This window comes from Paenarthrobacter sp. AT5 (assembly GCF_032764245.1).
GTDB lineage: Bacteria > Actinomycetota > Actinomycetes > Actinomycetales > Micrococcaceae > Arthrobacter > Arthrobacter ureafaciens.
Map to the genome: position 1 here is coordinate 3,716,359 of NZ_CP136441.1, position 26,020 is coordinate 3,742,378.

A 26,020-nucleotide genomic window follows, 5' to 3' on the forward strand; every position below is an offset into this window, starting at 1 on the left:
AGAACGTCGAACGTTCGCGCAACCCGTCTATCTTACGGCATGTGACGCGGCACCCGTGACGAAGGCAACAAATGGGCTCCTGAGCAGAGCAGGAACCGCTACAACAACCCGCCGTCCCGCATGCCGTACCGGACCCACGTTCCGGCCGCACCGGCGCCACCCGCACCTGCCGCGCACCGGTCGAACCACTCACCCAACGCACGGTCGTGGCTCACGATCACCACGGTCCCCGAAAAGGTTGCGAGCGCCGCCTCCAACTGCTCCACCAACACGGGAGCCAGATGGTTGGTGGGTTCGTCCACGATCATGGTGTCGTAGCCGCCCAGCAGGATCCGGGCGAGGGCAAGCCGGCGTTGCTGCCCGGCCGAGAGCCCTCCAACCGGCACATGGAACTCCGCGGGACGGAACAGCCCCAGCCGCAACAGGTCCTCGGCATGGTCATCGATGGTGCCGCCCAGCCCGGCGGCAAAGGCCGGGAGCAGGCGCAGCTCCGGGCGGGAAGGCACGTCGGGTTCCTGCTGCAGGTAGCCGACCCTGCCTGGTGCAGCCACGGAACCGGAAGCTGGTTCCAGGACACCGGCTAGAACTGATAGCAGGGTGGATTTGCCGGCACCGTTGGGGCCGGTGATGAGGACCTTCTGCCCGGCTTCCACCCGCAGGTCGGTGGGCTGGAGGCGGCCCGGAACGCTGACGCCGCGGGCTTCCAGTGCCGGCTCGGAGACGTCCACGGCCACCGAGCCCAAGGGAGCGGCAAGCTTCAGAGGTACGGGCGGCCGGTCTACCGGGTTTTCCTCGAGCCTCCGGAGCCGCTCCTGGGCGTTGCGGACTTTGCTCGCAGCCGCCCGTTGCCAGGTGCCGCTCTTGAAGCTGAAGGCCATCTTGTCCTTGTCCCGCCTGCGCCCGTAGCCCATGCGGTCCGCCACGGTGGCCGCTTGGAGCCGTTCGGCGGCGATGGCGTCCACCCAGCCTTCGTACTGTTGGACCCAGCGGGCGCGTTCGGCAGCTTTCTCGCGAAGGTAGCCGTCGTAGCCGTTTCCGTAGCGGTTCACGGAGCGACGATCAGCATCCACCTCAATGATGGTGCTGGCAACTTTCTTCAGCAGGACACGGTCGTGGGAGACAACCACCACGGTCCCCCGGTGCGCAACCACCCGGGACTCCAACCAGGCGGTGCCGGTGGCGTCGAGGTGGTTGGTGGGCTCGTCCAGGAGCAGGGCTTCTGCGGGGTCGGCGAGCAGGCAGGCGAGCGCTACCCGCTCTTGCTCGCCGCCGGACAGGGAGCCAAGCGTTCGACGGCGGTCCACGCCTCCCAGCCCCAGCTTGTCCAGCGCTGCTTCCACCCGGGATTCGGCGGCGTACCCTTCGCGGAGCTGGTATTCGGTTTGCAGGCTGCCGTAGAGCTCAAGCGTCTCCGTGTCGGCCTCGGACAGTCCGCGTTCCAGTTCGGCAATGTGCGCTTCGAGGGAACGGAGCGCACCAAGGGAGGCGTCGATGGCGTCCCCCACGGTCAGCGACTCCGCCATCCCGTGTGTCTGCGCGAGGTAACCCACGCGGTAGGCGGGGTTGCCGGAGAAGCCCGCTTCGCCGTCGTCGGGCGTTTCGACCCCGGCCAGAAGGCGGAGCAGCGTGGATTTACCGGCACCGTTCTCGCCCACGACGGCAACATGCTCGCCGTGGGGGATCACCAGGTGGACGGCATCAAAAAGTTGGCGGTCCCCGTAGCCGTGGGAGACGCCGGAAAGGTGCAGGTGGTCAGTCATGAGGTGTCCTCGCGAGTCCGTAGCAGGCAGGTGGCCATGGGTGTACGGGGGATGCAGCCGGATAGTGGCTGCTCTCAAGACTTCATCGGTCCAGACTGCCCGCTGGGAAGCGGGCGCGTCAAGGCCTTAGACCGCCAGTGCCCGCTTCCGCCGGGCTTTCGCGAGCCGGGTTCCGATGAGCCCCTGCCGCGGACTGAACAAGTACACGACGGCGAACACCGCACCTTGGGTGACCACCACCATGGCACCCGAGGCGGTGTCCAGGTAGTAGCTCAGGTAGATGCCCGCCACGGAGCACACCACGGAGATCACGGGGGCAATGACCAGCATCCGGTTGAAACGGTCCGTCAGCAGGTAGGCCGTGGAGCCGGGAATGATGAGCATCGCCACCACCAGGACGACGCCGACGGTCTGCAACGCAACCACAGAGGTCAGGGCGAGCAATCCCAGCAGGAGGGCGCCCAGCAGCCGTGGCGAGAGGCCGATTGCGTGGGCGTGCGTGGGGTCGAAGGCGTAGAGCGTCAGGTCCCGCCTCTTGAGGATCAAAATAGCGAAGGCGACGGCCCCGAGAATGACCACTTGGATCAGGTCCGGGACGCTTACGCCCAGCAGGTTGCCGAAGATGATGTGGTTCAGGTCGGTTTGGCTGGGCGTCACGGAAATCAGCACCAGGCCAAAGGCAAAGAGTGAGGTGAAGACGATCCCGATCGCCGCATCCTCCTTGACCCGGCTGGTGTTCCGCACAACGCCGATGAGGGTCACCGCCAAGAGCGCGAACACCAAAGCGCCCAGCGCGAACGGCGCACCCACGATGTAGGCCAGCACGACGCCGGGAAGCACCGCATGGGACACGGCGTCACCCATGAGGGACCAGCCGATGAGGACCAGCCAGCAGCTGAGCACGGCGCACACCACTGCGGCGATGGCCGTGGTGGCGAGGGCACGGACCATGAAGTCGTAGCTGAGGGGTTCGAGCAGGAATTCCATCTCAGCCCCTGTTCATGACGTCGAGGCCGAAAGCCATGGCCAGGTTTTCCGGTTGCAGCACCACGTCCGGACTTCCGTGCATCAGTACTTTGCGCATGAGGAGGACTGCTTCGTCGCAGAGTTGCGGGAGCGCATGGAGATCGTGGGTGGAGACCAGGATGGTGGCGCCATCGGCGGCCAATTCCTTGAGCAGCCGGGTGATGGTGGCCTCGGAGCGTTTGTCCACCCCGGCGAACGGTTCATCGAGCAGCATCATGGTGGCGTCCTGGGCAATGCCCCGGGCCACGAAGGCGCGTTTCTTCTGCCCGCCGGACAGTTGCCCGATTTGGCGGTCGGCAAAGTCAGCCAGTTCCACGCGTTCCAAGGCGTGCTCGACGGCGTCGCGGTCGGCTTTGCGGGGCCGGCGCGTGAAACCCAGATGCCCGTAGCGGCCCATCATCACTACGTCGCGGACGGACAACGGGAAGGCCCAGTCCACTTCTTCGCTTTGTGGAACGTAACCGATGCCCGCCTCTTTGCGGATCTTTGCCGGCGGGTGGCCGTTGACCAGGACCCGCCCGGTGTCCGGCTTGACCATGCCCATGATGGTCTTGAACAGCGTGGACTTTCCCGAGCCGTTCATGCCCACGAGGCCGCAAATGCGGGAGCGTTCCAGGGTCAGCGATGCCGAGTCCAGCGCGAGCACCTCGCCGTAGTGGACGGTGACGTTTTCAACAGCAATAGCCGGGCTGCTCATGCCGTTCCTCCCGTGAGGGCCTCGGTGATGATCTTGGCGTCGTGCCGGATCAGGTCCAGGTACGTGGGCACGGGGCCGTCCGCTTCAGACAGTGAATCTACGTACAGCACTCCGCCGAACTTCGCTCCGGTGGCTCCCACCACTTGCTGCATGGGTGCATCGGACACGGTTGATTCGCAGAAGACTGCGGGCACCTGGTTGTCCTTGACGAACCCGATTGCCCGGGCGATTTGCTGCGGCGTGGCTTGCTGTTCAGCGTTTACGGCCCAGATGTAGACCTCTTTGAGGCCGGCGTCCCGGGCCAGGTAGGAGAACGCCCCTTCGCAGGTGACCAGTGCCCGGTGGTTTTCCGGCAGGACGGACAGCTTGGACACCATCTCGTCTTTCACTTCCTGCAGCCGGGAGTTGTAGGCCTTGGCGTTGGCTTCGAATTCGGAGGCATGCTCCGGAGCCAGGCCGGCAAAGGCCTTGGCCATGTTGTTTGCGTAGATCTGGACGTTGTCCGGCGACATCCAGGCATGCGGGTTGGGCTTGCCGCGGTAGCTGTCTTCGCCAATGTCCATGACTTTCACGCCCTCGCTGACTACGGCGTGGGGAACGTCCAGGCCTTCGACGAACTGCGCGAACCAGGCTTCCAGGTTCAACCCGTTATCCAGAATGAGGTCCGCTTGCGCCGCCTTGCGGATGTCCCCGGGCGTGGGCTCGTAGCCGTGGATTTCCGCGCCTGCCTTGGTGATGGATTCCACCTGCAGTTTGTCTCCGGCGACGTTCTTTGCAATATCTGCAAGGACCGTGAAGGTGGTGAGCACAACGGGCTTGTCTGAGTTGCTCGCAGTGGAGTTGCCACCGCAGGCCGAGAGCCCCAGCACCACGGCAATGGAGGCCAGGAAAGCAACGAAACGGCGGACAACTTTGGCGAGCCGAAACGGAAAGTTAGGCATACCGAAAATTGTAGCGTCCCCCGGTTGCGGGCGGCAAAGCTAGGCTGTTCATATGGGCACAATTTCCACGCAGACAAGGCTCTACAGGTTCAATGCCTTGGACGCTGCCGCCGTTGCCGCATACGTGGGCTTTACCCTGTACTTCACGTTCTTCGGCGCGTCCGTCGAGCGGCTGATGCTTCAGCTGTTTCCCGAGCCGGCCACAGCGTCCTACGCGGTCAACGCGGTCTTCTATGCCGCCGTCGGGCTTTTCGCCGTAGCCTCTGCCTGGCGGGTGGCCGGTCGCGACCTCAAAATCCTGGGCACGCGGCCGTGGTTCACGCTGGGCATGGTGCCGTTGGCGGTGGTGGCGATGCTGATCCTCACCGCGCTCCTGGTGGCCGCGCTGGGGACCGCGCAGAGTTCCGAGAACCAACTGGGGATCCAAGGCCTGCTGCAGCAGGTGCCCGCTTGGCTGATGGTTCCGTTGCTGGTGCTGGTGGGACCGTTCGTCGAGGAATACCTCTTCAGGCATTTGTTGATCGGGAAATTGTCCAAGTACGTCAACATCTGGGTGTGCTGCGCCATCTCCACCGTGGTGTTCGCATCGATCCACACAATCGGACGCGAGGGCCTGGAGTTGTCTGCGCTGGCGCCGTACCTTGGCATGGCCGTGGTCCTGGTGGGCGTCTACGTCTGGACGGGCAAGAACCTCATGTTCGCCTACTTCGTCCATGCGACCAAGAACCTCCTCGCCGTGGTGCTGATCTACGCAATCCCCGCGGAACTCCTCACCAACTGACCGCACCCCCAAACCACCCAACCAGGTCGCATTTGTGCACGTTTTGAGCCCTGAAAACGCGCACAAATGCGACCAAGTTGGGGAACCCGGACGGAAGGTGACCGCAAAGCCCTACCCGGCCACCCGCAGCGGGATTAGCTTGGAGCACATGACACTCAACATCCAGGTGGTAGTGGACTGCAAGAACCCGCACGAGCTCGCCGATTGGTGGGCCGAGACCCTCGAATGGACGGTCGAGCCGCAGGACGAGGACTTCATCCGGTCCATGATCCGGAAGGGCTATGCAACCGAGGACCAAACCATCACGCACAACGGCAAGCTGGTGTGGGCCGAAGGCTGCGCGATCGTTCCGGCCGAGGACAAGGATCCCAAGACCGGCCGGCGGATCCTCTTCCAGACGGACCCGAACCCGAAGAGCGTCAAGAACCGGGTGCACTGGGACGTGCGCCTGGACGGCCGGGACAAGGACGTGGTCCGCAAGGAACTGGAAGCGCGCGGTGCCACCCATCTGTGGACCGCCAGCCAGAGGCCGCACGAGTGGCACACCATGGCCGACCCCGAAGGCAACGAGTTCTGCATCAGCTGAGGAGCGTTACTAGACTCGGACTGTGAACAACGATCTCCCTGCCAAGGTTTCCGACGTCTTTGACCCCTCACGCTGGCGCACCGTTTCCGGCTTCGACGACTTCAAGGACATGACGTACCACCGGCAGGTTGAGCGCACGGCTGACGGAATCAGGGACCTCCCCACCGTCCGGATCGCCTTCAACAGGCCCGAAGTCCGCAACGCGTTCCGCCCGGGCACCGTCGATGAGCTGTACCGGGCCATGGACCACGCCCGCATGACCCCCGACGTGGCAACGGTGCTGCTCACCGGCAACGGCCCCTCCCCCAAGGACGGCGGACACTCGTTCTGTTCCGGCGGCGACCAGCGGATCCGCGGCCGGGACGGTTACCGCTATGCAGAAGGTGAAACGCAAGAAAGCATTGACCCCGCCCGCGCCGGCCGGCTCCACATCCTTGAAGTCCAGCGCCTCATGCGCACCATGCCCAAGGTGGTGATCGCCGTCGTCAACGGTTGGGCGGCCGGCGGCGGCCACTCGCTCCACGTGGTCAGCGACCTCACCATCGCCTCCCGCCAGCACGGCAAGTTCAAGCAGACGGACGCCACGGTAGGAAGTTTCGACGCCGGATACGGCTCAGCGCTGCTGGCCCGCCAGATCGGCCAGAAAGCCGCGCGCGAGATCTTCTTCCTGGCCCGCGAATACTCCGCCGAGGACATGGTGCGCATGGGCGCGGTCAATGAGGCGGTGGACCACGAACGGCTGGAAGAAGTAGCCCTGGAGTACGCTGCGGACATCGCCCGCCAGTCCCCGCAGGCCATCCGCATGCTCAAGTTCGCGTTCAACCTGGCCGACGACGGTCTGGCGGGCCAGCAGGTCTTCGCCGGTGAAGCCACCCGCCTGGCCTACATGACGGACGAGGCCGTGGAAGGCAAGGAAGCCTTCCTGCAGAAACGCGACCCCGACTGGTCCAACTTCCCCTACTACTTCTAGGACCGGCATGGACATCGATCCCATCCTGAAGGCCCTGTCCGCTGCCCTCCATGGCGAGGGCCCCGCCGTCGAAATCGTCACCGACGCGGACGGCCGGCCGAGCGCGGTACCCGTGGAAACCGGCGTCGAGGACGCTGCCGTGGTGGTCCGCACCTCGGGCTCCACCGGGACACCCAAGGCGACCGTCCTTACGATCGATGCACTCGCGGCGTCGTCCGTGGGCACGGCCATCACGCTGCGCGCCGAGGGCCAGTGGCTGCTGGCACTTCCGCTCCAGTACGTTGCCGGAGTGCAGGTGCTGGTGCGTTCGCTGTATGCGGGCACCAGGCCGTGGGCGATGGACCTGTCCAACGGCTTCACCCCGGAGGCGTTCACGGCCGCCGCGCAGGAGCTGACGGACAAGGTCCGCTTCACGTCGTTGGTGCCCACCCAGCTGCAGCGCCTGCTCGACTCCCCCGCCCCTGAAACCCTGGCCGCGCTGCGCCGTTTCAACGCCATCCTTTTGGGTGGCGCCCCCGCTTCCGCCGAACTGCTCGCGACCGCCCACAGTGAGGGCTTGAAGGTGGTCACCACCTACGGCTCCGCCGAGACGTGCGGCGGGTGCGTGTACGACGGCGAGCCCCTGGACGGCGTCGAGGTCCGGATCGGCACCGGCGAACTTGAAGGGCGCATCCTGCTGGGCGGCGAAACGGTGGCGGCCGGTTACCTGGACGCCCCCCAGCCCAGTAATGCGGCGTTCTTCGAGGAGGACGGCGTCCGCTGGTACGTCACCGGCGACCTCGGCGAACTCTCCGACGACGGCAAGCTCACCGTGCTGGGCCGCGCCGACGACGTCATCATCACCGGAGGCGTCAAGGCCTCCGCCGCGTACATCCAAAGCAAGCTTGAAGAGCTCGACGGCGTCACGGCAGCTTTCGTGGCCGGCGTCCCCTCGCGCGAGTGGGGCCAGGCGGTGGCAGCGTATGTAGCCATGGAGGATCCGACGCCCGCCGGCATCAAGGGCTTCACTGGCCGCCGCGAGTCAGCCCTGGGAGTCCTCAGCCCCAAAACAGTGCTGGTGGAGAAGAAACTGCTCATGCTGCCGAACGGGAAACCGGACCGGCTGGCCATGACCGAACAGCTCAACCGGCTGCATCAGGGACAATAGGACAGATTCGTCCCTACCGAAGATCAAAGCGAAACACACGAGGTACTGCACGTGGCGACAGCTGCACAATGGATTCAAGGAGCCAGGCTCCGAACACTGCCCGCGGCGATCGCGCCGGTCCTGATCGGCTCCGCGGCGGCGTATGAACTCCAGGCTTTCCGGCTGCCGAACGCCATCCTCGCCGCACTTGTGGCTCTGCTGCTCCAAGTCGGCGTGAACTACGCCAACGACTACTCCGACGGCATCCGCGGCACCGACGAGGAACGCGTGGGGCCGCTGCGCCTGGTAGGTTCCGGCGTTGCCAAGCCTGAGCAGGTGAAGTGGGCCGCGTTCGGGCTGTTCGGGCTGGCCATGCTGTGCGGTTTGATCCTGGTGATCATCACCCAGGCGTGGTGGCTCATCCTGGTGGGCATCGGCTGCGTCCTGGCCGCCTGGGGCTACACCGGGGGCAAGAACCCCTACGGCTACATGGGCCTGGGCGATGTGTTCGTCTTCGTGTTCTTCGGGCTCGTGGCTACGCTCGGAACCACCTACACCCAGGCAGGACAGGTGAGCCTCGCCGCCGTCGTAGGTGCGATCGGAACCGGCCTTATTGCGTGCGCCCTGCTGATGGCCAACAACGTGCGGGACATTCCCACGGATACCGCCGCCGGCAAGCGCACCCTGGCTGTCCGGCTGGGTGACCGCCACGCCCGCGAAAGCTACGTGCTGATGCTCGGTGTGGCGATCCTGCTGGTCATCGTGCTGGCACCCACCAAGCCGTGGATGCTGATTGTGCTGCTGCTGATCCCCGCTTGCCTCATGCCGGCCTGGCTCATGATCAACGGCAAGAAGCGCAAGAGCCTCATTCCGGTGCTCAAGCAGACCGGCCTGATCAACCTCGGCTACAGCCTGCTGTTCTCGCTCGGACTGATCCTCACCCGGATTTAGGCGTTGGGCCGCTTGTCCGTGTTGATGGATACGTCCGGGTTCTGCTCCACCAGGCCATCCTCGGCAGCGGCATCGTCCACTTCGCCCGCAGTGCGCATGGGTTTGGCACGCCCGGAGAAACGTTCACGCATGGCCGCCGTGGCCTCGTCACGCTGCTTCTGGAAGAACAGGTAGCTGATGGCAAAGGCGATCAGCCCGGCAAAGATCACTGCCAGGAACACTCCGGTCCCCAAAAACAGGAAAAGGACGAACAGAGGCACGAAAAGCGCCAAACGGATCAGGGAATACTTCAGGAAAGCCACCCTTCAAGTTTAGCCGCCCGATTCATTGCACTCTGATCACAGCCTTTGCAGGGGATCCAGCGAACCGCTCCGGGCGACTAGACTTGGTGCATGCTCCGGGTTGTTGGCGTCGTCGTCGTCCTTGTTGTCTTCGTGTACGCCCTTGTGGATGTCATCCGTACGGACCGCCACGCCACCCGCGGGATTTCCAAACCGGCCTGGATCGTGGTCATGATCGTCTTGCCTGTGCTTGGCGCCATTCTCTGGTTTATCTTCGGCCGCCCCTACGGCAAGCCTTCGGCACAACCCGTCCGCCGCTACCCCACGGCCCCCGACGACGATCCCGAGTTCCTCCGCAACCTCGAACTCCGCCGGCGGAACCAGGCAGAAGAAGAACGGCTGAAGAAGCTCAAGGCCGAGCTCGACGCCAAGGAGCGCAAGCTCAAGGATTCCAAGGGCCCGGAGGGAACGGGCGGGCCCAAGGGCAAAGGTTTTGCTACCGGTGAGGCCAAGCATGGCGAGCCGGACCCCCATGATACCGACGAGCTGAAGTAGGTAATATGGCCACACCAGCGCCTCCGCCACGTCCCGGTGTAACGCTCTCCGCACCACCGCCCATAGCCGTTGCTACGGAGGCACCTGGTCCGGCCAAGGTGTCGCGCTCCTTGTGGGTGGCAAGCTTCGTTGCCGGAGCAGCGTTGATCGTGACGGATTTCCTCGGCAGGAACTCCCATTTCGAACGGCTCAAGGGCGTCATCGAAGGCATGGTCCCGGCTGGTGACGCTGAGTCACTGGAGGGCGCCACCGCCGTCGTTTTCCTGGGAAGCCTGGGCATGCTGGCGCTGGTGATCGCCATGGAGGCCGTCCTCCTGGCGATTATCTTCAAGCGCAGGAGCTGGGCGCGATGGGCGCTGGCACCCTTGGTCCTGCTGCACGCCGTGGTCACCGTGATCATCTCGGACTTCGTCGTTGCGCCGGGTTCCGACGGTGTCCTGGCCACCGTGCTGCTGGCCGCCCAATACATTTTGGCCGCGGCCGGACTGATCCTGCTCTTCCTCCCCGCCACAACGGCGTGGCTCAGGAGCGGGCGGGAGCAGCAGCCGGAATAGCCGCCAGCATCCCTTCGCAGCTGCGGATCACCACGCGGCAAGCATCCAGGGCTGACGGCTCGGTGAGCGGGTTCTCGGCGATCAGCCGCCAACGGTTCAGGCTCGCCCGCGCAGCCTCGCTGATGGCGTCGTCGTCCGCGTCCTGTGCGACTCCCAGCCGGTGAGCCGGCAGGGTCCCGCGGCCACCCACCAGCCGTTCGGCTTCGGTGGCGAGCTCCGGAGTGAGGCCCGCGCCTTCGGTCCTCAGCTTTGCCAGCAGCTTCAGTTCCCGGAATTCGTGCGCGCCCGCCTGCAACCGTTCCATGGCCGTGAGCAGCCGGGCGGCATCCCCGCTCGCTGCTGCGCCGGCCGTCCCGGCAGTGCGGAGCAAAGCTTCCAAACCCACAACGGCGGCCCTGGCCTTGAGTGCCTCGGCCCGCGTCTGGAAGAGCGCGGCGACCGTTTGAAGCAGTTGGCCCAAGCCGCTGCGCCGGGCAAGCTCGTGGGCCAGGTTGGTGGGGTCGCTGATGCCGCCATTGATCAGCGCCACCCCGAGCCGGATCCCGAACAACCCAAACCGCGCAACCAGGGAAGCCTTGGCGCCTTGTTCCACACCGGCGGGTTCCGGTGAACGGACAAAACGGTCCACGGACAGCAGGGTTTTGTCGCGTTGGGCCTTGTCCATTCCGGCCAAGGCAACCATGACCTCAAAGTCGGTTTGACGCATGGTTCTGGAGCTTTGGGCCAGGAGGCCTGCCACCGGGACGACGCCCAGGGCCAAGGGCTTGAGGTTCTGGTCCCGACTGTAGCGGTCGGCGATCACAGCGGCCGATATCAGGGAGTCGATCCGGCCCGCTCCGATCTCGTCCGCTCGCGAGAGCACGGCCAAGGCGTTGACGGTCCCGGACTTCCCGGCAGCGTTGTCCTTGAATGACTCGAGGAAACGCACGTCCGAGGCGTGCAGGTGCCTCATCAAATAAATGACGGCATCGGCAGACGACGGCGCGTTCTCCGGAAGAAGGAATGCCGTTGACCGTCCGGAGACGTCCTGGGAGAGGGAGGCAATGCCGGGAGTATCTATCAGGGTGAGGTCCCTGAGGCTGGCGGCCGGCCAGTCAACCACCAGGCGGTCAACATCTTCCGCCTGGATGTCCCCCAATTGAAAGACCAGCCGGCCGTCTTCCCTGGTGACCGGCAAGGTGCGGGGCTCGCCCGCAAGGGGGTGGAGCGTCACACGGGGTGTTGCTCCGTACCGGTACCAAGTAACTATGCGTGTGCATTCACCGGCGTCGGTGGGTGCGATCTCCTCGCCGATGACTGCGTTGAGCAACGTGGACTTACCGGCCTTCACCATGCCGGCCACCGCAATGCGCAGCGGCCCGTCCAGGCGGTCCGCCAGGTCGGCGATGACCGCGAGCGCCCGGGCGTCGCCGTCGTAAATCTGCCTGGCCTGCTGCAGCAACACTGCGGCGTCGGCTACCACCTGACCATTCATCCGGCCCGCACCGCGGTGGCATGGGAAGCCTGCTGCTGTTCAGGTGCGGCCGGCCGCTTCTCCGGTGCGGGGTGCCTCGCGTCGACGGCACTTCCTTGCAGCTGCGTAGCTGCCTGGTGCAGGGCGTCCACCGTCTTGAGCTGGGTCCGGATCTCCTTCATGCGCAGGTCGCGTTCCACCGCGTAGGTGGCGGCGGCCTTTTGCGCGGCGGCCACGGAATCGGTAAGGGAACGGTGGTGTTCGTCAGCGATCTCGGTGAAGTGGTCCCGGGTTTCCCGCTGCACCATCCTTAAACGGTCTTTCAGCTGCTTTCCCACTTGGAAGACGATGTCGTCGATTTGCTTCCGGACCAGAGTCTTCGCTTCGGCCTGGCGTCGTTTGAGCCGTGCTTCCTTCTCTTCGCGGTAGGCCTTCCTGCCGAGCATAAGCCCTGCCCCGACGGACAGCGGGTTGATCAGGGCCATGCCGAAGATGCCCGTCAGCAGGCCGAACATCAGCACCCCGCCGTACGAGCCGCGCATGCCGATGAGGAGTTTCTGGAGCGGTCCCAGGCGCCCGTCTTCCATGGTGGGCATTTCGCCGACCGGATCCAGTACCCCGCCCGTATCTGCGACGTTGGTCAGGGGCAGCGCGACCACTTCCTCGGAGAAGTGTTCGGCGACTTGGAAGGCAAGCCACTGGGAGCGCTCGCTGGTCCAAATGAAAGTGTCGGAGATGGCGGCAGCCGTGCTTTGCTCCAGCCAGACGGTGAACTGATCCCATGCCGGACCCGGGTCGCCTTGGTCGATGGCGGTCTCGGCTTCGCGTTGGATGCGCCGGAGCCTGTCCCTGAGGTCGTACTCCATGTCCGCTATGAGATCGCCGATTCCGTCGTTGAGGGTGGTCTGCCAGCGGGAGGAGCGTTTCCTGAGCGCGTCGGCTTCCTGTTTGGCGGCCTGTAGGTCGGCGATCATCTGCGGGGTGCCTTCAGGGTTTTCCAGCGCTGACAGTTCGGATTGGAGGGAGAGCCTGAGGTGTTCGGTGACGGTCAACAGGTCCTGCGCCACAGAACGACGCCGGAGCGTGGCGGCTTTGCCCACGACGTCGTTGCGGAGCGACGTGATGAGCGCCGGGAAGCCCGACTCGTCGTTGAGCTCCTTGTCCTTCAAGCGCGCAGCCTGCAGCCTGAGCTCCGAGGACACGGGGAACAGGGGAATTCCGGGCCCTACGTCGGACAAGTGCTGCCGGTCGAGCGCCTCGATCTGCCGCCAACTGGGGTACAGGTCGGTCTTGGTGAGCGCTGCAAGGACGTTGGGGCTGACGCGCATGGCCTGGCGGAGGAACCGGATTTCGGGTTCGGTGTATTCCTGGGAGGCGTCGGAGACGAACAACACTGCGTGTGCCGACGGCAAGGCGGTGAGGGTGGTGAGCGTGTGGCTGGAACCGAGGCCGCCCACGCCGGGGGAATCCACCAGGGTCAGTCCGCCTGCGAGGAGTTGGCGGGGCAGCGCGACTTCGGCTGCCGCGAGGTTCTTGGCGTTTCCAGGGTTGCCGGCTTCCGAAACGTAGGCGGCAAGTTCGTTGATGTTGACCGGCCGGCGTTCCAGCTGGTCACTTCCGGCGGGTGCAGCGTGGGTGGCAGGGTCCTGTTCCGGTACTTGCGGGCCCTTGGCCACCAACACCGAGGCCGATGGCGCGTCCCCGTGCTTCACCACGGTGGGCACGGAGGTGGCGACGTCGTCGTCCACCGGACAAACCGGAGCGTTGACCAAGGCATTGATGAGCTGGCTCTTGCCCTGCTTGAACTCGCCCACCACGATCACGCGGACGCTGGGGTCAAGCAAACGACGCCGGGTCTGCTCCAGCCGGCGTCGAAGGTCGTTCCTCTCCCCTGCCCCCACCAATTCCATGCCCTGTTCCACCAACGTGGCCATGCGTTCGGTTTCCGTCACAGCTGATCCTTTGTTTACGACCTCAAGTATGTGAATGTCCGGCGAAAGTGCCCGGCAGGTGGTTTCCCGCCTGCCGGGCACTGCCGGGGCCTTTCCTTGCTGGCCTCTAAACCGGTTGGCTCCCGGTACTAGTCGATTTCCACATCGTTCTTGGCTACCACCAGCGAGTCGTCGATGTCGTTGTATTCGACGTCGAGTTCGTTGTCGGCAATGACCGTGTTGTCCTCAACGTTGGTGTACTCGAGTTCGACCTCGTTGTCCTGGATCACCGTGGAATCGTAGTTGAGCTGGACGTCTTCCACGTCGTACTCTGTGGAGTTGTCCACTTCCAGTTCGTTGTCCTGGACCACGATGGAGTCGTTGATGACCTCCACGTCCACGTCTCCCACTTCGAGTTCGGTGGAGTTGTCCGTCTCGTTGAACGAGTCCGTGACGTTCACCGAATTGTTCGAATTGTCCGTGTGCGTGGAGTTGTCCGTGTTGAAGGAGTCCTCGATCTCCACATCCACGTCCAGGTCCGTGTTGTAGGAATCGTCCGTGTTGTACGAATCGTCCGTGTGCGTGGAGTTGTCCGTGTTGTAGGAGTCCTTCGTCACCGAATGATCCGAGTTGTCGTTGAACGAATCCTCGATCTCCACATCCAGTTCGGTGTTGCCGACGTTCACTTCGCCGGAACCGTTGGTGATGTTCAGCGAGTGGTCGTCGGTGTTGTTGGTGGTGGTGGTCGTGGTGGTTGTGGTGTTGCCCGAGTCCTCGACGTCGTCGCCGGCGGCAATCGCTCCGTCACCCGATGCGATGACTGCGTCCTGGTTGAACAGCTGGGTAACGTCACCGTCGGCCCAGATGTTCTGGTTCACGGACTGGTCCGTGATGGTGTCGCGGTCGTCGATGTTGGTGGTGTAGGAGTAGTTGTTCACCACGTGGACCAACTGCTGGACGGCATGGGCGTGATCGTCCCAGTCGCCGCCGTTGTGTCCGCCGCCACCGCCGTGGCCGTGTCCGCCGTCGTGGTCGTCGTCATCATGGCCACCCCAGCCGCCGCCACCGCCGTGTCCGCCGTCGTGGTCGTCATCGTCACGGCCACCCCAGCCGCCGCCACCGCCGTGGCCGTGTCCGCCGTCGTGATCATCGTCGCGGCCGCCCCAGCCGCCGGTGTTGCCACCGCCGCCGGGAGCGTGGTGCTCGCCGCCACCACCGGTTGAGGCGTGGTTGCCGCCGGTGTTGTACTCACGGTCGAAGGAGGCACGGGCGTTGATGGGTGCGTAGTCCAGGACTACGGGCCGGGCGGCATCCACATCAGCGCAGGAAACGTCCCGCAGCCCTGCGGCTGACAACGCAGCTTCGGGGTTGCGGACGAACTCATCGGCTGCATCGGGGTTGTTGAACAGGCTCATCAGGAACTGTACGAGCTGTTGTGCGAGTGTTGGCATTGGAACGCTCCCTCAAATTCTGTGGTGATGGAAAACGCCCGGCGCCTTTGCCGGGCTTGCATTCAACGTATGGCCGGGGGGATGCCCGGGGCATCGGGTCCGGTCCCCCTATCCGGCACCCCACCATTAGGGGATTTCGGCCGGGCTCCGTTAGGGGCACAGGGGTTCACTCCCCGGGCGGGTGCCCCTCCCCCAGCGCGATCCGCAAGCGAACCAGCAGCTCAGAGCGGTTTTCGGCCCCTAACCGGCGCCGCATCCTGGCCACGTGGTGTTCGGCGGTGCGGGGCGAAATGTAGATGGCCTCACCGATTTCGCGGTAGGTCTTTCCCTCCAACATGAGTCTTGCCACCTCGATTTCGCGGGCACTCAAGCCGTTCGGCTCGGGCGCCGGCGCGGTGGAGGCGGGAGATTCCTCATGAGCCTCCGCGGGTGCGTGGCCACCCTGCGGGTGGATGTCCCGGGCACAGGCCAGAAGCTTGACCATGTCCCGGCGTTCATCGGCACGCGCGGCCGCATGCCCGGCCAGGCGCGCCCCTTCCCACGGCATTCCGACGGCGGCCAACCCACGGGCGGCCGTTTCGACGTCGGCCGCGGCGAACCTGCCGGCCAGGACCGATACCCAGGCTTTGCCTCCGGCGGCAAGCACACCCGCGTAGTGGCTATGCTCCGAAGCCCTGACCAAGGCCGCTGCATGTGGTGCAAGGTCTGTGGGACTCTCGCTTAGCAACGCAGCCTGGACGGCTGCCCAGTGCAGAGGGACCGACCACAGCGGCGGATTCCCGAGCCGCTCCAGCAAGTCCCAGGCCCCGTGCAGGTAGTGCGAAACCCGATGTGATTCCCGTAAACGTGCAGCGGCAACAAGCACCTCGCCCCACGGCAGGAGGCTGAACAGGTCAACGGAAACATGCATCATGGCTTCCCGCGCCCTGTCCCATGCCAAAACCAGCTCGTGGACTTCTCCGCCGCGGCGCGCCAAACCCAGTTCAAGGGCCGCCAGGAGGAATTCCTCCCGGGGCGCCAAGGCCCAGTGATTGGCTTTGTTCGCTTCATTGATGGCCAGGCGGGCATCGTCCGTGTTGTCCTGCTGCATGGCACACCAGGCCTGCAACAGGTACAGGCGGGGCCGCATCGAGTCTCCGCCCTGACCGGCGGCAACTGCTGCCTTGAGCACGGAAGCGGCCACCGCGGTCTCTCCGCTGTGCAGGGCGCACAAGGCCGCCAGCACTGCCGGTGCCTCCGGGAGGGGAATGGCTGTGCCCGCGGCGTTCATCATGTCCGAGGCCCTGATCAAGGACGGTAACCCCAAGTGCGGCGTTTGGCCCAGGGTCTGGCGCAGGCCGTCACTTGCCAGGGACAACGCCACCGCCAAGTGGGTCGGGGACCGGCGAGAGCCGCAGTCGGCCACCATGGCCTCCGCCCCGGAAGCGTCTCCGGAGCCGATCATGGCAATTGCTGCCAGGGGCGCCGAGGCAGCCGTCTTCCCAGGCCCCAGCCACGAGTAGGTATCGGCGCTTCGGGACATCATGCCCCGCTGGGCCCACACCGAGGCGGCAACGTCCACTCCCCGCCAGACGTCCGGCGGTTCCGGGAGCGCGAGCAACCGGTCGATCAAACGGCCGGCGGAGTCCAGGTCACCGATGCCCGCTGCGGCCTGGGCCCGGCAGGCCGCTTTCGGCATTTCCTTCGCGCCGGCCAGCACCGATTCCGCGTAAAGAGCTGCGGCCAAGGCGGGCTCGGTCTCCAGCGCGTTGTCCGCGGCTTCCTCCAGCTCGGCTGCCACGCGCGGGTCCTGCAACCCGCCCCTGGCCAGGTCACGGGCCAGCTCCCCCAGCGGCCGGCCCTCTGCAGCCAACTTGTCCACCAATTCCCGTTGCAGGGCATGGATGGTTGGGACTGGAGTGCTGGTGAGGAGGGCATGCTGCACCGTGCCCACTACAGAACCGTCAGGCATCAGCAACTGTGCATCGGTCGCCGAATCAATGATCCCGGGAAGATCGCTGCGTCCCGCAAGGTAGTCCGGAAGCGGCGAAGGCAGGCTGAATCCCGCCGACAACGCCAGCAGCAACTCCCGTACCGCTGCGGCCCCGCCCGGCAAGGCGGTGGCCGCCGATGAGGTCGCCGCAGCCGGCAGCGAGGTCCCTGCCGACGGCAGCGTCGCATCCGCCGGGCGGGACTCGTCTTCCGAGGGTGCTTCCGCGTTTCCCTGACCCCTCATGCCTACACCTCCGGGGCCGGTGCGGGTTCTTGGCTCGGGCTCGTTTCAGGTGGAACGGGCGCCACGGACGGCTCCGTCGCCGGTTCCGTTGGCACTGGGTCCTGCGTTACCGGAGGAGGTTCCGGCGCTTGGATTGTAGGTTCGGGCGAAGGCACCACGGGGTCCGGTTCGGGCGTTGTGGTGGGTGGCGGCTGCGTCGGGTCCGTAACGGGAGGTTGCGTCGGGTCCGTAACGGGAGGCTGCGTCGGGTCCGTGACAGGAGGTTGGGTCGGTGGGGTGGTCGGGGTTGGACCACTGGCTGCACCACCCGGTTCCGAGGCAGGGGGCGACGACGGCGTTGACGTCCCCGGAGTGGCAGTTCCCGTGCCGCTGCCCGGGGTGGTGGTCCCCGGCGTCGTGGTTCCGCCCGCGTTGCCGCTGGTCGCGCCGGCCGCAGTGCCGCTGCCCGTTCCGGCGCTGCCGGTACCTGGGCCGGTGGTGGACTTCTTCGCGCCCTGACCGGTGCCAGCGGACGTTCTGGCAGCGGCGCCCTTGGCGCTTGCGTCCAGTCCTGTTCCGGCCTTGGCGGCAGGAGGAACGGCCCCGCCGCCGCTGGCCTGACCCTTCGCTTGGGCTCCGCCTTGCGCACCGGCTGGTTGAGCGCCGCTTGCCTGGGCACCGCCGTCGCGCATCACGTCCGCGGCCTGCGAACCGAAAAGTGCCTGCACGTCCGGGCTTTGCGCCGCCGTCGCGGTCACCACGGTCAGGACGGTGGCGGCCGCCGCAGTAGCCGCGGCCATGCGGACGCGCGAACGCGGAGCATGCCGGCCTGCCTTGGTCCCGTCCGCTGCCGCGGCTTTCAGCGCAGCCAGCGCCGGGCGTCCACGCACGACGTCGGGGCGCGGCACGGTTTCCAGCGGCACCTCGCGTTGTTCCTGGGCGGCGGACGCGGCGGTAAGCGCAGCGGCTTCGGCGTCGGGGGTGCCCTTCAGCGAAAGCGCGGCACCCAGGCAAATGGAGGCTTTGGGATCGGCGTCCACGGCGATGGGCCGCTCCAGTTCAACCGAGATCAGTTCAGCAACCAGCGGCACCCGGGACGAACCGCCAATGAGCAGCACCACGCTCAAGTCCTCCGGCTGCAACCGGACCTCAGCCAAGCTGCGTTCCAAGGCATCCAGGGTGTCACGGATGTGGGGTTCGATCATCGCCTCAAACTCGGCGCGGACCAGGCGGACGGACTGTTGGGTTCCCGGGAGGGAGACGGAGATGCTTGCTTCGCTGTCCAGGGACAGTGCTTCCTTGGCTTCCCGGCACTCACGGCGTAAGCGCGAGAGTGCCGCGAGCGTTGCAGGGTCCTCGGGCGCCAGGCCCGTGACGGCTTCGCCTAGGTGAGTCACAACGTGACGCAAAACAGCGGCGTCGAAATCGGCGCCGCCAAGGGTTTCAATGCCATCGGGATGGCCCAGTAGTTCAAAGCGTCCTGCTCCTGCCTTGCGGAGCACAGCGGTGTCGAAGGTGCCACCGCCGAGGTCGTAGACGGCAATGGTGCTGCCATCCTCCACACGGGTTTGGGACGCGTAATGGAGTGCTGCGGCCTCCGGTTCGCTGATCAGCGTGACTTCCGGAAGTCCGGCCATATTCAGGGCTGCAAGGACCGTGGATGTCCGATGCTGGCCCCAAGCAGCCGGGTGGGTCATGACTACTGAATCCGCCGGACCGCCTTCGCGCTCCCGGGCCTTGTCCACCACCCAGCGGGCCATCGTGGCATAAACGTCTTCGGGCGCCATCCAGGCTTCCCCGACGGCGATCGGGACGGAGTCCCCAATGCGTCTCTTGAATTCCCGGACCATCCGCCGGGGGTCGTCCAGGCCCCGGCGCTCGGCGGCTTCGCCCACCAGTACCCTGCCGTCGTCGGCATAGTAGAGCACCGAGGACACAGCACTGCCGTGCAAACCCAACGGGAGTATCTCGGGGGCAAGGTTGGTACCTTGCCCCTCCTTGTAAATGGCTGCCGCGGTAAAACTCGTCCCGACGTCAATGGCGAGAACATAGCTCATAGTTACCTCGAAAAGAACATGGGCATGGCGCATGCGGTCTTCTTCACAGGCGGGGTTCACACAAGGTAGCACTTGCCCGGCGGCGGGCAAAAGCACTTTTCACAGCTTCCTTGGAGCTTTCTTCAACTGATAGTCGACTCGATGGAGAAAGCCCAGATCAGGCCATGGTCGCGGCTTTGCCGGCCAACATTCGGCCGGCAGGGCGGTACGGCTTTAGAGGCCTGAGTACGAGTGCAGGCCGTTGAAGACCGTGTTCACCAGCGTGAAGTTGATGATCACACAGGCGTAGCCCACGATCGACAACCATGCAGCACGCGTTCCGGTCCAGCCGCGGGTTGCCCTGGCGTGGAGGTAGCCGGCGTAGACCACCCAGATGACGAACGTCCACACTTCCTTGGGGTCCCAGCCCCAGAAACGGCCCCACGCCTTTTCGGCCCAGATGGCACCGAACATCAGGGTGAAGGTCCAGCCGACAAAGGCCACGGTGTTGATCCGGTAGGAAAGGTTCTCCAGGCTCAAGGCGTTGGGGACGACGCGCAGGAACGCCAGGTTGTCCGCGCGGCCTGCGGCCAGGTTCTTCTGGCGGTAGGACTGGAGCAGCTGCAGCGCGGACATCGCGAACGTCAGGGTGAACAGCGCAGAGGACAGCACCGCAATGGACACATGGATGATCAGCCAGTAGCTCTGCAACGCGGGAACGAGGTGGCCCACGGGAGTCCAGAAAGCCACGGACGCGGCAACGAGCATGATGATGCCCAGGCCAACCACGAACGTGCCCAGGAAGCGGAGGTCCCTGCGGATCAGCGCGATAAGGAAGACCGCCACCGCCACGAAAGCACCCGTGGTGAGGAACTCGTACATGTTGCCCCACGGCACGCGGCCGGCACCCAGCGCACGCGTGAGGACGCCGGCACCGTGGATGAGGACACCCAGGACGGTCAGTGCTACGCCCACCCGGGCGGCAGCCCGGCGTTCGCCTGCGTACTTCATGTCGCCCGCTGCCGTCGACTCAGCAACGGTAGGGCCCGACGTCGGACGCTCGCCACGGTCCGCCGGCCCTGCGGCGTCGGAGGCACCCAAGCCGATTCGGCCGGCCGCAACGGCAACCTTTTGCGTCGTCGAACCCGCTGCCGCCTTCAGGTCAACGGCACGCAGGGTCTTGCTGCTCTTGGCCAGGTCCCAGAGGAAAGCAAGGAACGCAATAGTGTATGTGCCGGCGGCCAACAGCATGAAGAGCTCACTGTACTGGCCCAGGGTTTCGTTGATAGCGGGCATTACTGGTCCTTCTGGGTTGTGGAAGAGACGGTGTCGGGAGTGTCACTGGGGTGCGGGGATATCTGCCATTCGTTGGCCAGGAGTTCCCTGATGGCCGCTGCTTCGCCGGCCAGGCGGTGGTCTTCGCCGCGGGCCAGGAGGCCGTACTCGATCATGGTGCGGCCGTCCTGGTGGGTTCCGGTCCGGACCCACACGCGGCGGCGGCTGATGTAAAGCGAGGTCACCAGGCCGGCAACGGCCAGAAGGCCGAAGATCAACGCGTACAGCTGGCCCGGGTTGTGGTGGATGTCCACACCGACGTACTTCTTGACGCTGTCGAAAGTGATGCTTCCCTTGCCCTCCGGGAGCGTTGCGGTCTGGCCCAGGACAAGCGTGATGCCGCCGGCCTCGAGCTTGCGTCCGTTCAACTGGGTGAGGTCGCTGACGTCAAGCTCGAAGACGTTCTGGGGAACACCATTGTCCAGTCCCAGATCGCCGTAGTACGAGTCGAGGGTGAGCTGGGGGTTGGCCAGGGCGGGATCGGCACTGAAGGAGATCCCTTCTTCCGTTTCGAACGCGGTGGGCAGGAAGAAGCCGTTGAAACCCAACTGGTCCGGCTTGCCGTCCGGAACCTTGATGACCACCGAAGAGTAGTAGTTGTCGCCCTGGACCTTGGCAGTAACCGGGCCTTGGAACGCTACATTGCCCTCGCCGTCGCGGACAGTGACCACCGGGGCGTAACCGTTACCCGTGAGGTACATGCTGGTTCCGCCCAGGGAGATGGGGTCGTTGACCTTGAGGATCTCCTTCTTCTCGGGAGCGTCCGTGTTTTCCTTGGTGGTCACCTCGGCCGTGTAGTCGATCGGCTGGCCGGTCTTCCGGGGCGATTCCCTGTCAAAAGTCGCTTGGAATTTGTCCAGACGGACCGAGTACGGCTGCAGCCAGCCGCTCTGGAAGTTGGTGCCCGGGGAGAACTGGTCGTAGCCCACCAGGGTGTTGACGAACGTGTCGCCCTCCACAAGGATGCGCTGACCGCTGTAGCCGAACAGCCCGCCGATGGCCACTGACACCAGCACGCCGATCAGCGACGTGTGGAAAATCAGGTTTCCCACTTCCTTCATGAAGCCGCGCTCGGCGCCCAGGCTCGGCAGATCGCCGTCGGCGTCCCTGACCTCAACGCGGTAGCCGCGCTTCTTCAGAACCCCGGCGGCATCGGTGATGGCCTTCGACGCCGGGATCCCGGCGTCGGCGGCCAACACCAGCGTGCCGTACTCCGGAAGCCGCGACAGGCGCTTGGGCGTACGCGGGGGCTGGGACTTCATGGCCTTGTAGTGCGCAATGGCCCGGGGCGTGACGCAACCGATCAGCGAAATGAACAACAGCAGGTAGATGGCCGAGAACCACGCCGAGGAGTAGACGTCGAACATCTGCACAGCATCCAGGAACGGGCCCGACGTCGGGTTGTTCTTGATCCAGTCGGTCACCACTGCGGGGTTCGCGGGCCGTTGCGGGAACAGCGATCCGGGCACTGCGGCAACCGCAAGCAGGAGCAGCAGGAACAGGGCCGTGCGCATGCTGGTGAGCTGCGTCCAGGCCCAACGGAGCATGCCGCCAACACCCAACGTGGGCAGCGCGGCGTCCGACTTTGCTTGCTGGAGCTTGCCTGCGTCAGGTCCTTCGGCGGGAGACTTCTTGGTGGATTTCACGGACTCGCTCATCAGATCGGCAACTTCACGTCGGTTTGGAACCAGTACTGCAACTCAGTCACCCAATGACCCCACACTCCTGTGGCCATGAGAATGCCAAGCAAAATCAGGATGCCGCCGCCGATCCGCTGGATGGCCAGGCGGTGCTTGCGGAAGAAGGACATCACGCCCATGCCACGCCGGACGGCCAGCGCGATCAACAGGAACGGCACCCCCAGTCCCAGGCTGTAAACGAAGGCGAGCAGCGCACCCTTCGCCGCGGACGATCCTCCGGAAAGGCTCAGCAGCTGCACGGCCGAATACGTCGGTCCGATGCACGGGGCCCACCCCAGGCCGAACGTCAGCCCAAGCAACGGAGCACCCCACAGGCCAGCGGGAGGTTTGGCGTGGATCTTCGCGTCGCGCTGCAACCAGGAGAAGCCGCCCATGAACACGACGCCCATGATGATCACCAGGACCCCCAAGAGCTGGGTGATCCAAGCGTTTTGGCTGCCGGTGAGCACTGTGCCCAGCTGGCCGAACGCCCCGCCCAGGAGCACGAAGATGACCGAAAAGCCCAGCACGAACAGGCCGATCCCGGCCAGCATGCGGCCCCGCCGCTGCCGTTGAAGGTCGACGCCGGTCAGCCCGGTGACGTAGCCAAGGTAACCCGGGACGAGCGGCAGCACGCACGGGGAAAGAAAGGAGACAAGGCCCGCCAAAAGAGCCACCGGCACGGCCAGCAGCAACGATCCGTTCAGGATGGTTTCGGCGAAGGGACTGTTCATGGGACTACTCGGCCACGGCTGAAGCGATCAGGGCCTTGAGCGTGCTCTTTTCGATCTCGCCCAGCACACGGGAGGCAACTTTGCCGTCCTTGTCCAGCACCAGGGTGGTGGGTACGGCGCCGGGCGGAACAATGCCGGAGACGGAGAGCAGGACCGCCCCGTCCTTGTCATTGAAGCTCGGGTAGGTGACGTTGAAGGTCTTGTCGAACGCTTCGGCGGTGGCTTTTTCGTCACGCAGGTTGACCCCGAAGAACTGGACGCCCTGGTCCTTGTACTCCTGGTGCAGCGCTTCGAGCTGCGGCGCTTCCACCCGGCAGGGCGCGCAGGCGGCGAACCAGAAGTTCAGCACCGTGACTTTTCCCTTGAGGACGTCCGGGGTTACGGCCGTTCCGTCAAAGAGGGTTCCCTTGAGCGCCACAGGTGCACTGCGGTCAGCCTTGGCAAACTCGGTCACGGAGCCGTCGCCTGCAACGTAGTTCTTGTTGTCGCCTTTGCGCGCCTGTTCGGCAAGGGAATCCTCCTGGGCACAGGCAGAGAGGCCCATGGTGAGCCCTGCCAGGAGGACGCCGCCGGCAGCGAGCGCACTGCGGCGCGTGAGGTTCTTCTTATCCATGATTCGCTTTCATGCCCCCGGGGTGCTGGCAGCACCGGGCAGCAGGACTGCCGCGGGCTCGCTGTACTCGACGCGGAGGATCTTGCCGTCTTCGTCAAACACCAACGACGTCAATGACGTCAGGGTGCATTCACGCTTCCGGGGGTCGTGGGCCAACGGCCGGCCCTCCGCGGACAGGCGGGTAGCCCAGATGGGCAGCTGGTGGCTGACGAGGATTGCTTCTGCTCCCTCACCGCCCAGTTCAAGGGCCTTCAGGCGGGCATCCTGGACCGCGGCGAACACGCGGGCCGCCTGTTCCTTGTACGGTTCGCCCCAGGAAGGCCGCAACGGATTGCGGAAGTAGTACCAGTGCTTGGGCTTCAGGAACTCGCTCTTGGTCGGGTGGAGCCCCTCGAAGTGGTTCTCCGCCTCGATGATGCGCGGGTCGGTAGTGATCTCCAGGCCAAGTGCTTCCGCCGTGGGCATGGCAGTTTCCTGGGCGCGCGTCAGTGGCGAGGCCACCAGATGGACGATCTTCGCGCCGTTTCCTGCACGCGCCGTGAAGTGCTCGGCAAGCATGCGGGCCATGTCCCTGCCCCGTTCGGAGAGGTGGAATTCGGGCAGCCGACCATACAGGACGCCATCGGGATTATGGACTTCGCCATGGCGGAGCAGATGGACAGTTGCGTGGGGCATGTTTACCAGTTTCTCAAAGATACGGAGCGATCTGAAATCTTCTACCGCTAGTAGAACTCAAAGTTTTCCAAAAATGTTCCGGCGAGGCGGAATAAAAGATGCATATGCATGTTTATACTGGATACGAAGCTCGGTTGATGCTTCAAGTAATCAGGTTCAGCCGGGTAAGCACTATCCCTTCCACCACACAGGAGCAACACCATGATGACCCTCCCCGCCAACGTCACCACCGGCACTTGGACCCTCGACAACTCCCACAGCGAGATCGCTTTCACCGTACGTCACGCCGGTATCAGCAAGGTTCGCGGCCAGTTCAAGGACGCATCCGCCACCCTGGAGGTCGGCGAAACCCTCACGGACTCCAAGGTGACCGCCACCATCCAGACCGCCAGCTTCGACTCCGGTGACGCCAACCGCGACGCCCACGTCAAGGGCGAGGACTTCTTCGACGTGGAGAAGTTCCCGGAGATCACCTTCGTCTCCCGCCACGTCAAGGCCAACGGAGACGGCTTCGACCTTGTGGGCGATCTCACCATCAAGGGTGTCACCAAGGAAGTTGCCATCGAGACCGAGTTCAACGGCGTGGCCGTAGATCCGTTCGGCAACACCCGCGCCGGCGTCTCCGGCGAAACCACCATCAGCCGCAAGGACTTCGGCCTCACGTGGAACGCCGTGCTCGAGGCCGGCGGCGTCCTGGTCAGCGACAAGGTTGCCATCAACCTCGAACTCGCCTTCATCGCACCGGCCGCTGCCTGATTTCCCCGCTTTTCCACGGAACGGCGTCTCCCCCTCACCGCATCAGGTGAGCCCCCACGGGGCTGGGCGGAGGCGCCGTTTCCGCATGCTCGGAACTCGCCGGGCCAATAGCTGGCTGACCTGCGCGTATCTACCCAAATCGTTGGTCCGGAATTTCCTATGTTTCGTACACCCTGCGGTCTAGAGTGATGCCATGAGTAACCCAGACGAAGCACCACAGCCACAGCAGCCCGGCGCCCAGCCTCCGCAGCCCGGCAATGTTCCTCCTGCGGGTTACCAGCCTCCGCAGGGCTACCAACCTCCCCAGGGCTACCAGCCGCCCCCGGGTTATCAGTCTCCGGGTCAGCAGTCCCAGCCCGGCCAGTATTCACAGCCGGGCCAGTATTCGCAGCCTGCTGCGGGCCAGCCCGGCGGGTTCCACTTCGAAATGCCCACCGACGGTCCCCGGAGCTTCAACGATGTCCTCCCCCAGGGTGGCTTCTCCGGCATGTTCAAGACCCAAGGCCTGCCCACCGAGCTGAAAGTGTCCTATTTCATCTGGGTGATCTCGGGCCTGGTTGGGTTGCTGTTCGGGCTGATCGGACTTTTCGCCATCATCGCGGCCTTCGCCTTCATTCCGGCCCTGGCAGCCGTAGCACTGGTACTGCTCCTCGTGAGCCTCGCCGTGGCCGCAGCCCAAGTGGTGCTGGCCATGAAGATGAAGGAAGGCAAGGAATGGGCGCGCCTGGCGCTCACCGCCATTGCCGCCGTGTCACTGGTGCTCGCCATCTTCGGATCCATCAACATGGGCGGTCCAAGCACCGGGCTGGGCAGCAACTGGTTCGGCTTCCTTGTCAGCGCCGTAGCCGTTGTCCTCATGTGGCTTCCCAACTCGCAACTTTGGTTCAAGGCAGTCAAGGGCACTGCCTGACCAAACCGATGCTCCGCCGTCGGGC

24 protein-coding genes are annotated in these 26,020 nt (G+C 64.9%); 9 read left to right on the plus strand and 15 right to left on the minus strand.

The genetic code is table 11. From position 1 onward, the window contains the following. Positions 1-98: 98 nt before the first annotated feature. The 4 genes from RI444_RS17235 to RI444_RS17250 form a co-directional block, all read right to left on the minus strand. Positions 99-1,760 carry an ABC-F family ATP-binding cassette domain-containing protein gene (locus RI444_RS17235; RefSeq protein WP_207605600.1) on the minus strand — a complete coding sequence of 554 codons (1,662 nt, stop codon included), beginning with the start codon at positions 1,758-1,760 and terminating at the stop codon, positions 99-101. A 126-nt stretch (positions 1,761-1,886) separates the two neighbouring features. Next, positions 1,887-2,747, minus strand: a complete 861-nt coding sequence (locus RI444_RS17240) for a metal ABC transporter permease (protein WP_021473853.1) — start codon at positions 2,745-2,747, stop codon at positions 1,887-1,889. Position 2,748: 1 nt separating this feature from the next. Next, a complete protein-coding gene (locus RI444_RS17245) occupies positions 2,749-3,483 on the minus strand; it encodes a metal ABC transporter ATP-binding protein (protein ID WP_021473852.1) in 735 nt (244 codons plus the stop codon). Continuing rightward, complete coding sequence (locus RI444_RS17250) at positions 3,480-4,424, minus strand: metal ABC transporter substrate-binding protein (protein ID WP_069695888.1); 945 nt, start codon at positions 4,422-4,424, stop codon at positions 3,480-3,482. The genes RI444_RS17245 and RI444_RS17250 overlap by 4 nt, the downstream gene beginning before the upstream one ends. Positions 4,425-4,476: 52 nt before the next feature. Between RI444_RS17250 and RI444_RS17255 the strand changes: the two genes are divergently transcribed. The 5 genes from RI444_RS17255 (at position 4,477) to RI444_RS17275 (ending at position 8,838) form a co-directional block, all read left to right on the plus strand. Next, positions 4,477-5,205 (plus strand): CPBP family intramembrane glutamic endopeptidase, encoded by a 729-nt coding sequence (locus RI444_RS17255; protein ID WP_021473850.1) that lies wholly within the window; start codon positions 4,477-4,479, stop codon positions 5,203-5,205. Positions 5,206-5,353: 148 nt separating this feature from the next. Then, positions 5,354-5,791 carry a VOC family protein gene (locus tag RI444_RS17260; protein ID WP_207605599.1) on the plus strand — a complete coding sequence of 146 codons (438 nt, stop codon included), beginning with the start codon at positions 5,354-5,356 and terminating at the stop codon, positions 5,789-5,791. 22 nt (positions 5,792-5,813) lie between these two features. Then, positions 5,814-6,761, plus strand: a complete 948-nt coding sequence (locus RI444_RS17265; protein ID WP_021473848.1) for a 1,4-dihydroxy-2-naphthoyl-CoA synthase — start codon at positions 5,814-5,816, stop codon at positions 6,759-6,761. Positions 6,762-6,768: 7 nt separating this feature from the next. Beyond that, entirely contained in the window at positions 6,769-7,908 is a 1,140-nt protein-coding gene (locus RI444_RS17270) for an AMP-binding protein (protein ID WP_021473847.1), read from the plus strand. A 51-nt stretch (positions 7,909-7,959) separates the two neighbouring features. After that, positions 7,960-8,838: a 1,4-dihydroxy-2-naphthoate polyprenyltransferase gene (locus RI444_RS17275; protein ID WP_021473846.1), complete on the plus strand. Its 879-nt coding sequence runs from the start codon at positions 7,960-7,962 to the stop codon at positions 8,836-8,838. Here RI444_RS17275 and RI444_RS17280 read toward each other — a convergent pair. After that, a complete protein-coding gene (locus tag RI444_RS17280) occupies positions 8,835-9,140 on the minus strand; it encodes a DUF4229 domain-containing protein (protein ID WP_021473845.1) in 306 nt (101 codons plus the stop codon). The two genes, RI444_RS17275 and RI444_RS17280, sit on opposite strands and share 4 nt — an antisense overlap. A 90-nt stretch (positions 9,141-9,230) precedes the next feature. On the opposite strand from RI444_RS17280, the gene RI444_RS17285 reads away from it, so the two are divergent. Then, complete coding sequence (locus RI444_RS17285) at positions 9,231-9,674, plus strand: PLD nuclease N-terminal domain-containing protein (protein WP_021473844.1); 444 nt, start codon at positions 9,231-9,233, stop codon at positions 9,672-9,674. A 5-nt stretch (positions 9,675-9,679) separates the two neighbouring features. Then, positions 9,680-10,228 carry a hypothetical protein gene (locus RI444_RS17290; protein WP_052474246.1) on the plus strand — a complete coding sequence of 183 codons (549 nt, stop codon included), beginning with the start codon at positions 9,680-9,682 and terminating at the stop codon, positions 10,226-10,228. Here the strand turns inward: RI444_RS17290 and RI444_RS17295 are convergent. The 10 genes from RI444_RS17295 to RI444_RS17340 all read right to left on the minus strand — a co-directional run bounded on the left by RI444_RS17295 (position 10,197) and on the right by RI444_RS17340 (position 24,329). Further along, the gene (locus tag RI444_RS17295; protein WP_207605598.1) at positions 10,197-11,702 is read right to left on the minus strand and encodes a dynamin family protein; all 1,506 of its coding nucleotides are present in this window, start codon (positions 11,700-11,702) and stop codon (positions 10,197-10,199) included. The genes RI444_RS17290 and RI444_RS17295 overlap by 32 nt on opposite strands. Further along, positions 11,699-13,615 (minus strand): dynamin family protein, encoded by a 1,917-nt coding sequence (locus RI444_RS17300; RefSeq protein WP_207605869.1) that lies wholly within the window; start codon positions 13,613-13,615, stop codon positions 11,699-11,701. Before RI444_RS17300 ends, RI444_RS17295 begins: the two co-directional genes overlap by 4 nt. A gap of 146 nt (positions 13,616-13,761) precedes the next feature. Continuing rightward, positions 13,762-15,063, minus strand: a complete 1,302-nt coding sequence (locus tag RI444_RS17305) for an IniB N-terminal domain-containing protein (RefSeq protein ID WP_207605597.1) — start codon at positions 15,061-15,063, stop codon at positions 13,762-13,764. A gap of 166 nt (positions 15,064-15,229) precedes the next feature. Continuing rightward, positions 15,230-17,278, minus strand: coding sequence for a LuxR C-terminal-related transcriptional regulator (locus RI444_RS17310; protein ID WP_207605596.1), 2,049 nt, complete (start codon positions 17,276-17,278; stop codon positions 15,230-15,232). A 2-nt stretch (positions 17,279-17,280) separates the two neighbouring features. Next, complete coding sequence (locus RI444_RS17315) at positions 17,281-19,314, minus strand: Hsp70 family protein (RefSeq protein ID WP_207605868.1); 2,034 nt, start codon at positions 19,312-19,314, stop codon at positions 17,281-17,283. Positions 19,315-19,527: 213 nt separating this feature from the next. Next, a complete protein-coding gene (gene ccsB, locus RI444_RS17320) occupies positions 19,528-20,589 on the minus strand; it encodes a c-type cytochrome biogenesis protein CcsB (protein WP_021474362.1) in 1,062 nt (353 codons plus the stop codon). After that, a complete protein-coding gene (locus tag RI444_RS17325) occupies positions 20,589-22,286 on the minus strand; it encodes a cytochrome c biogenesis protein ResB (protein WP_062097790.1) in 1,698 nt (565 codons plus the stop codon). The genes ccsB and RI444_RS17325 overlap by 1 nt, the downstream gene beginning before the upstream one ends. Then, on the minus strand, positions 22,286-23,041 hold the full coding sequence (locus RI444_RS17330) for a cytochrome c biogenesis CcdA family protein (RefSeq protein WP_021474360.1): 756 nt from the start codon (positions 23,039-23,041) through the stop codon (positions 22,286-22,288). Before RI444_RS17330 ends, RI444_RS17325 begins: the two co-directional genes overlap by 1 nt. A 4-nt stretch (positions 23,042-23,045) precedes the next feature. After that, entirely contained in the window at positions 23,046-23,654 is a 609-nt protein-coding gene (locus RI444_RS17335) for a TlpA family protein disulfide reductase (RefSeq protein WP_021474359.1), read from the minus strand. A gap of 9 nt (positions 23,655-23,663) precedes the next feature. After that, complete coding sequence (locus RI444_RS17340; protein WP_031217170.1) at positions 23,664-24,329, minus strand: histidine phosphatase family protein; 666 nt, start codon at positions 24,327-24,329, stop codon at positions 23,664-23,666. A gap of 204 nt (positions 24,330-24,533) precedes the next feature. Between RI444_RS17340 and RI444_RS17345 the strand changes: the two genes are divergently transcribed. Beyond that, positions 24,534-25,085: a YceI family protein gene (locus RI444_RS17345; protein WP_069695972.1), complete on the plus strand. Its 552-nt coding sequence runs from the start codon at positions 24,534-24,536 to the stop codon at positions 25,083-25,085. Between the two features lie 193 nt (positions 25,086-25,278). Next, positions 25,279-25,995 (plus strand): hypothetical protein, encoded by a 717-nt coding sequence (locus RI444_RS17350; protein WP_082694565.1) that lies wholly within the window; start codon positions 25,279-25,281, stop codon positions 25,993-25,995. The last annotated feature ends 25 nt before the right edge of the window (positions 25,996-26,020 follow it).

What these genes read in the sequence shown, in the direction of transcription:
- RI444_RS17235 (WP_207605600.1), bottom strand. Translation starts at nt 1,760, where the DNA reads ATGACTGACCACCTGCACCTTTCCGGCGTCTCCCACGGCTACGGGGAC.
- RI444_RS17240 (WP_021473853.1), bottom strand. Translation starts at nt 2,747, where the DNA reads ATGGAATTCCTGCTCGAACCCCTCAGCTACGACTTCATGGTCCGTGCC.
- RI444_RS17245 (WP_021473852.1), bottom strand. Translation starts at nt 3,483, where the DNA reads ATGAGCAGCCCGGCTATTGCTGTTGAAAACGTCACCGTCCACTACGGC.
- RI444_RS17250 (WP_069695888.1), bottom strand. Translation starts at nt 4,424, where the DNA reads ATGCCTAACTTTCCGTTTCGGCTCGCCAAAGTTGTCCGCCGTTTCGTT.
- RI444_RS17255 (WP_021473850.1), top strand. Translation starts at nt 4,477, where the DNA reads ATGGGCACAATTTCCACGCAGACAAGGCTCTACAGGTTCAATGCCTTG.
- RI444_RS17260 (WP_207605599.1), top strand. Translation starts at nt 5,354, where the DNA reads ATGACACTCAACATCCAGGTGGTAGTGGACTGCAAGAACCCGCACGAG.
- RI444_RS17270 (WP_021473847.1), top strand. Translation starts at nt 6,769, where the DNA reads ATGGACATCGATCCCATCCTGAAGGCCCTGTCCGCTGCCCTCCATGGC.
- RI444_RS17285 (WP_021473844.1), top strand. Translation starts at nt 9,231, where the DNA reads ATGCTCCGGGTTGTTGGCGTCGTCGTCGTCCTTGTTGTCTTCGTGTAC.
- RI444_RS17290 (WP_052474246.1), top strand. Translation starts at nt 9,680, where the DNA reads ATGGCCACACCAGCGCCTCCGCCACGTCCCGGTGTAACGCTCTCCGCA.
- RI444_RS17295 (WP_207605598.1), bottom strand. Translation starts at nt 11,702, where the DNA reads ATGAATGGTCAGGTGGTAGCCGACGCCGCAGTGTTGCTGCAGCAGGCC.
- RI444_RS17300 (WP_207605869.1), bottom strand. Translation starts at nt 13,615, where the DNA reads ATGGCCACGTTGGTGGAACAGGGCATGGAATTGGTGGGGGCAGGGGAG.
- RI444_RS17305 (WP_207605597.1), bottom strand. Translation starts at nt 15,063, where the DNA reads ATGCCAACACTCGCACAACAGCTCGTACAGTTCCTGATGAGCCTGTTC.
- RI444_RS17310 (WP_207605596.1), bottom strand. Translation starts at nt 17,278, where the DNA reads ATGAGGGGTCAGGGAAACGCGGAAGCACCCTCGGAAGACGAGTCCCGC.
- RI444_RS17315 (WP_207605868.1), bottom strand. Translation starts at nt 19,314, where the DNA reads ATGAGCTATGTTCTCGCCATTGACGTCGGGACGAGTTTTACCGCGGCA.
- ccsB (WP_021474362.1), bottom strand. Translation starts at nt 20,589, where the DNA reads ATGCCCGCTATCAACGAAACCCTGGGCCAGTACAGTGAGCTCTTCATG.
- RI444_RS17325 (WP_062097790.1), bottom strand. Translation starts at nt 22,286, where the DNA reads ATGAGCGAGTCCGTGAAATCCACCAAGAAGTCTCCCGCCGAAGGACCT.
- RI444_RS17330 (WP_021474360.1), bottom strand. Translation starts at nt 23,041, where the DNA reads ATGAACAGTCCCTTCGCCGAAACCATCCTGAACGGATCGTTGCTGCTG.
- RI444_RS17335 (WP_021474359.1), bottom strand. Translation starts at nt 23,654, where the DNA reads ATGGATAAGAAGAACCTCACGCGCCGCAGTGCGCTCGCTGCCGGCGGC.
- RI444_RS17340 (WP_031217170.1), bottom strand. Translation starts at nt 24,329, where the DNA reads ATGCCCCACGCAACTGTCCATCTGCTCCGCCATGGCGAAGTCCATAAT.
- RI444_RS17345 (WP_069695972.1), top strand. Translation starts at nt 24,534, where the DNA reads ATGACCCTCCCCGCCAACGTCACCACCGGCACTTGGACCCTCGACAAC.
- RI444_RS17350 (WP_082694565.1), top strand. Translation starts at nt 25,279, where the DNA reads ATGAGTAACCCAGACGAAGCACCACAGCCACAGCAGCCCGGCGCCCAG.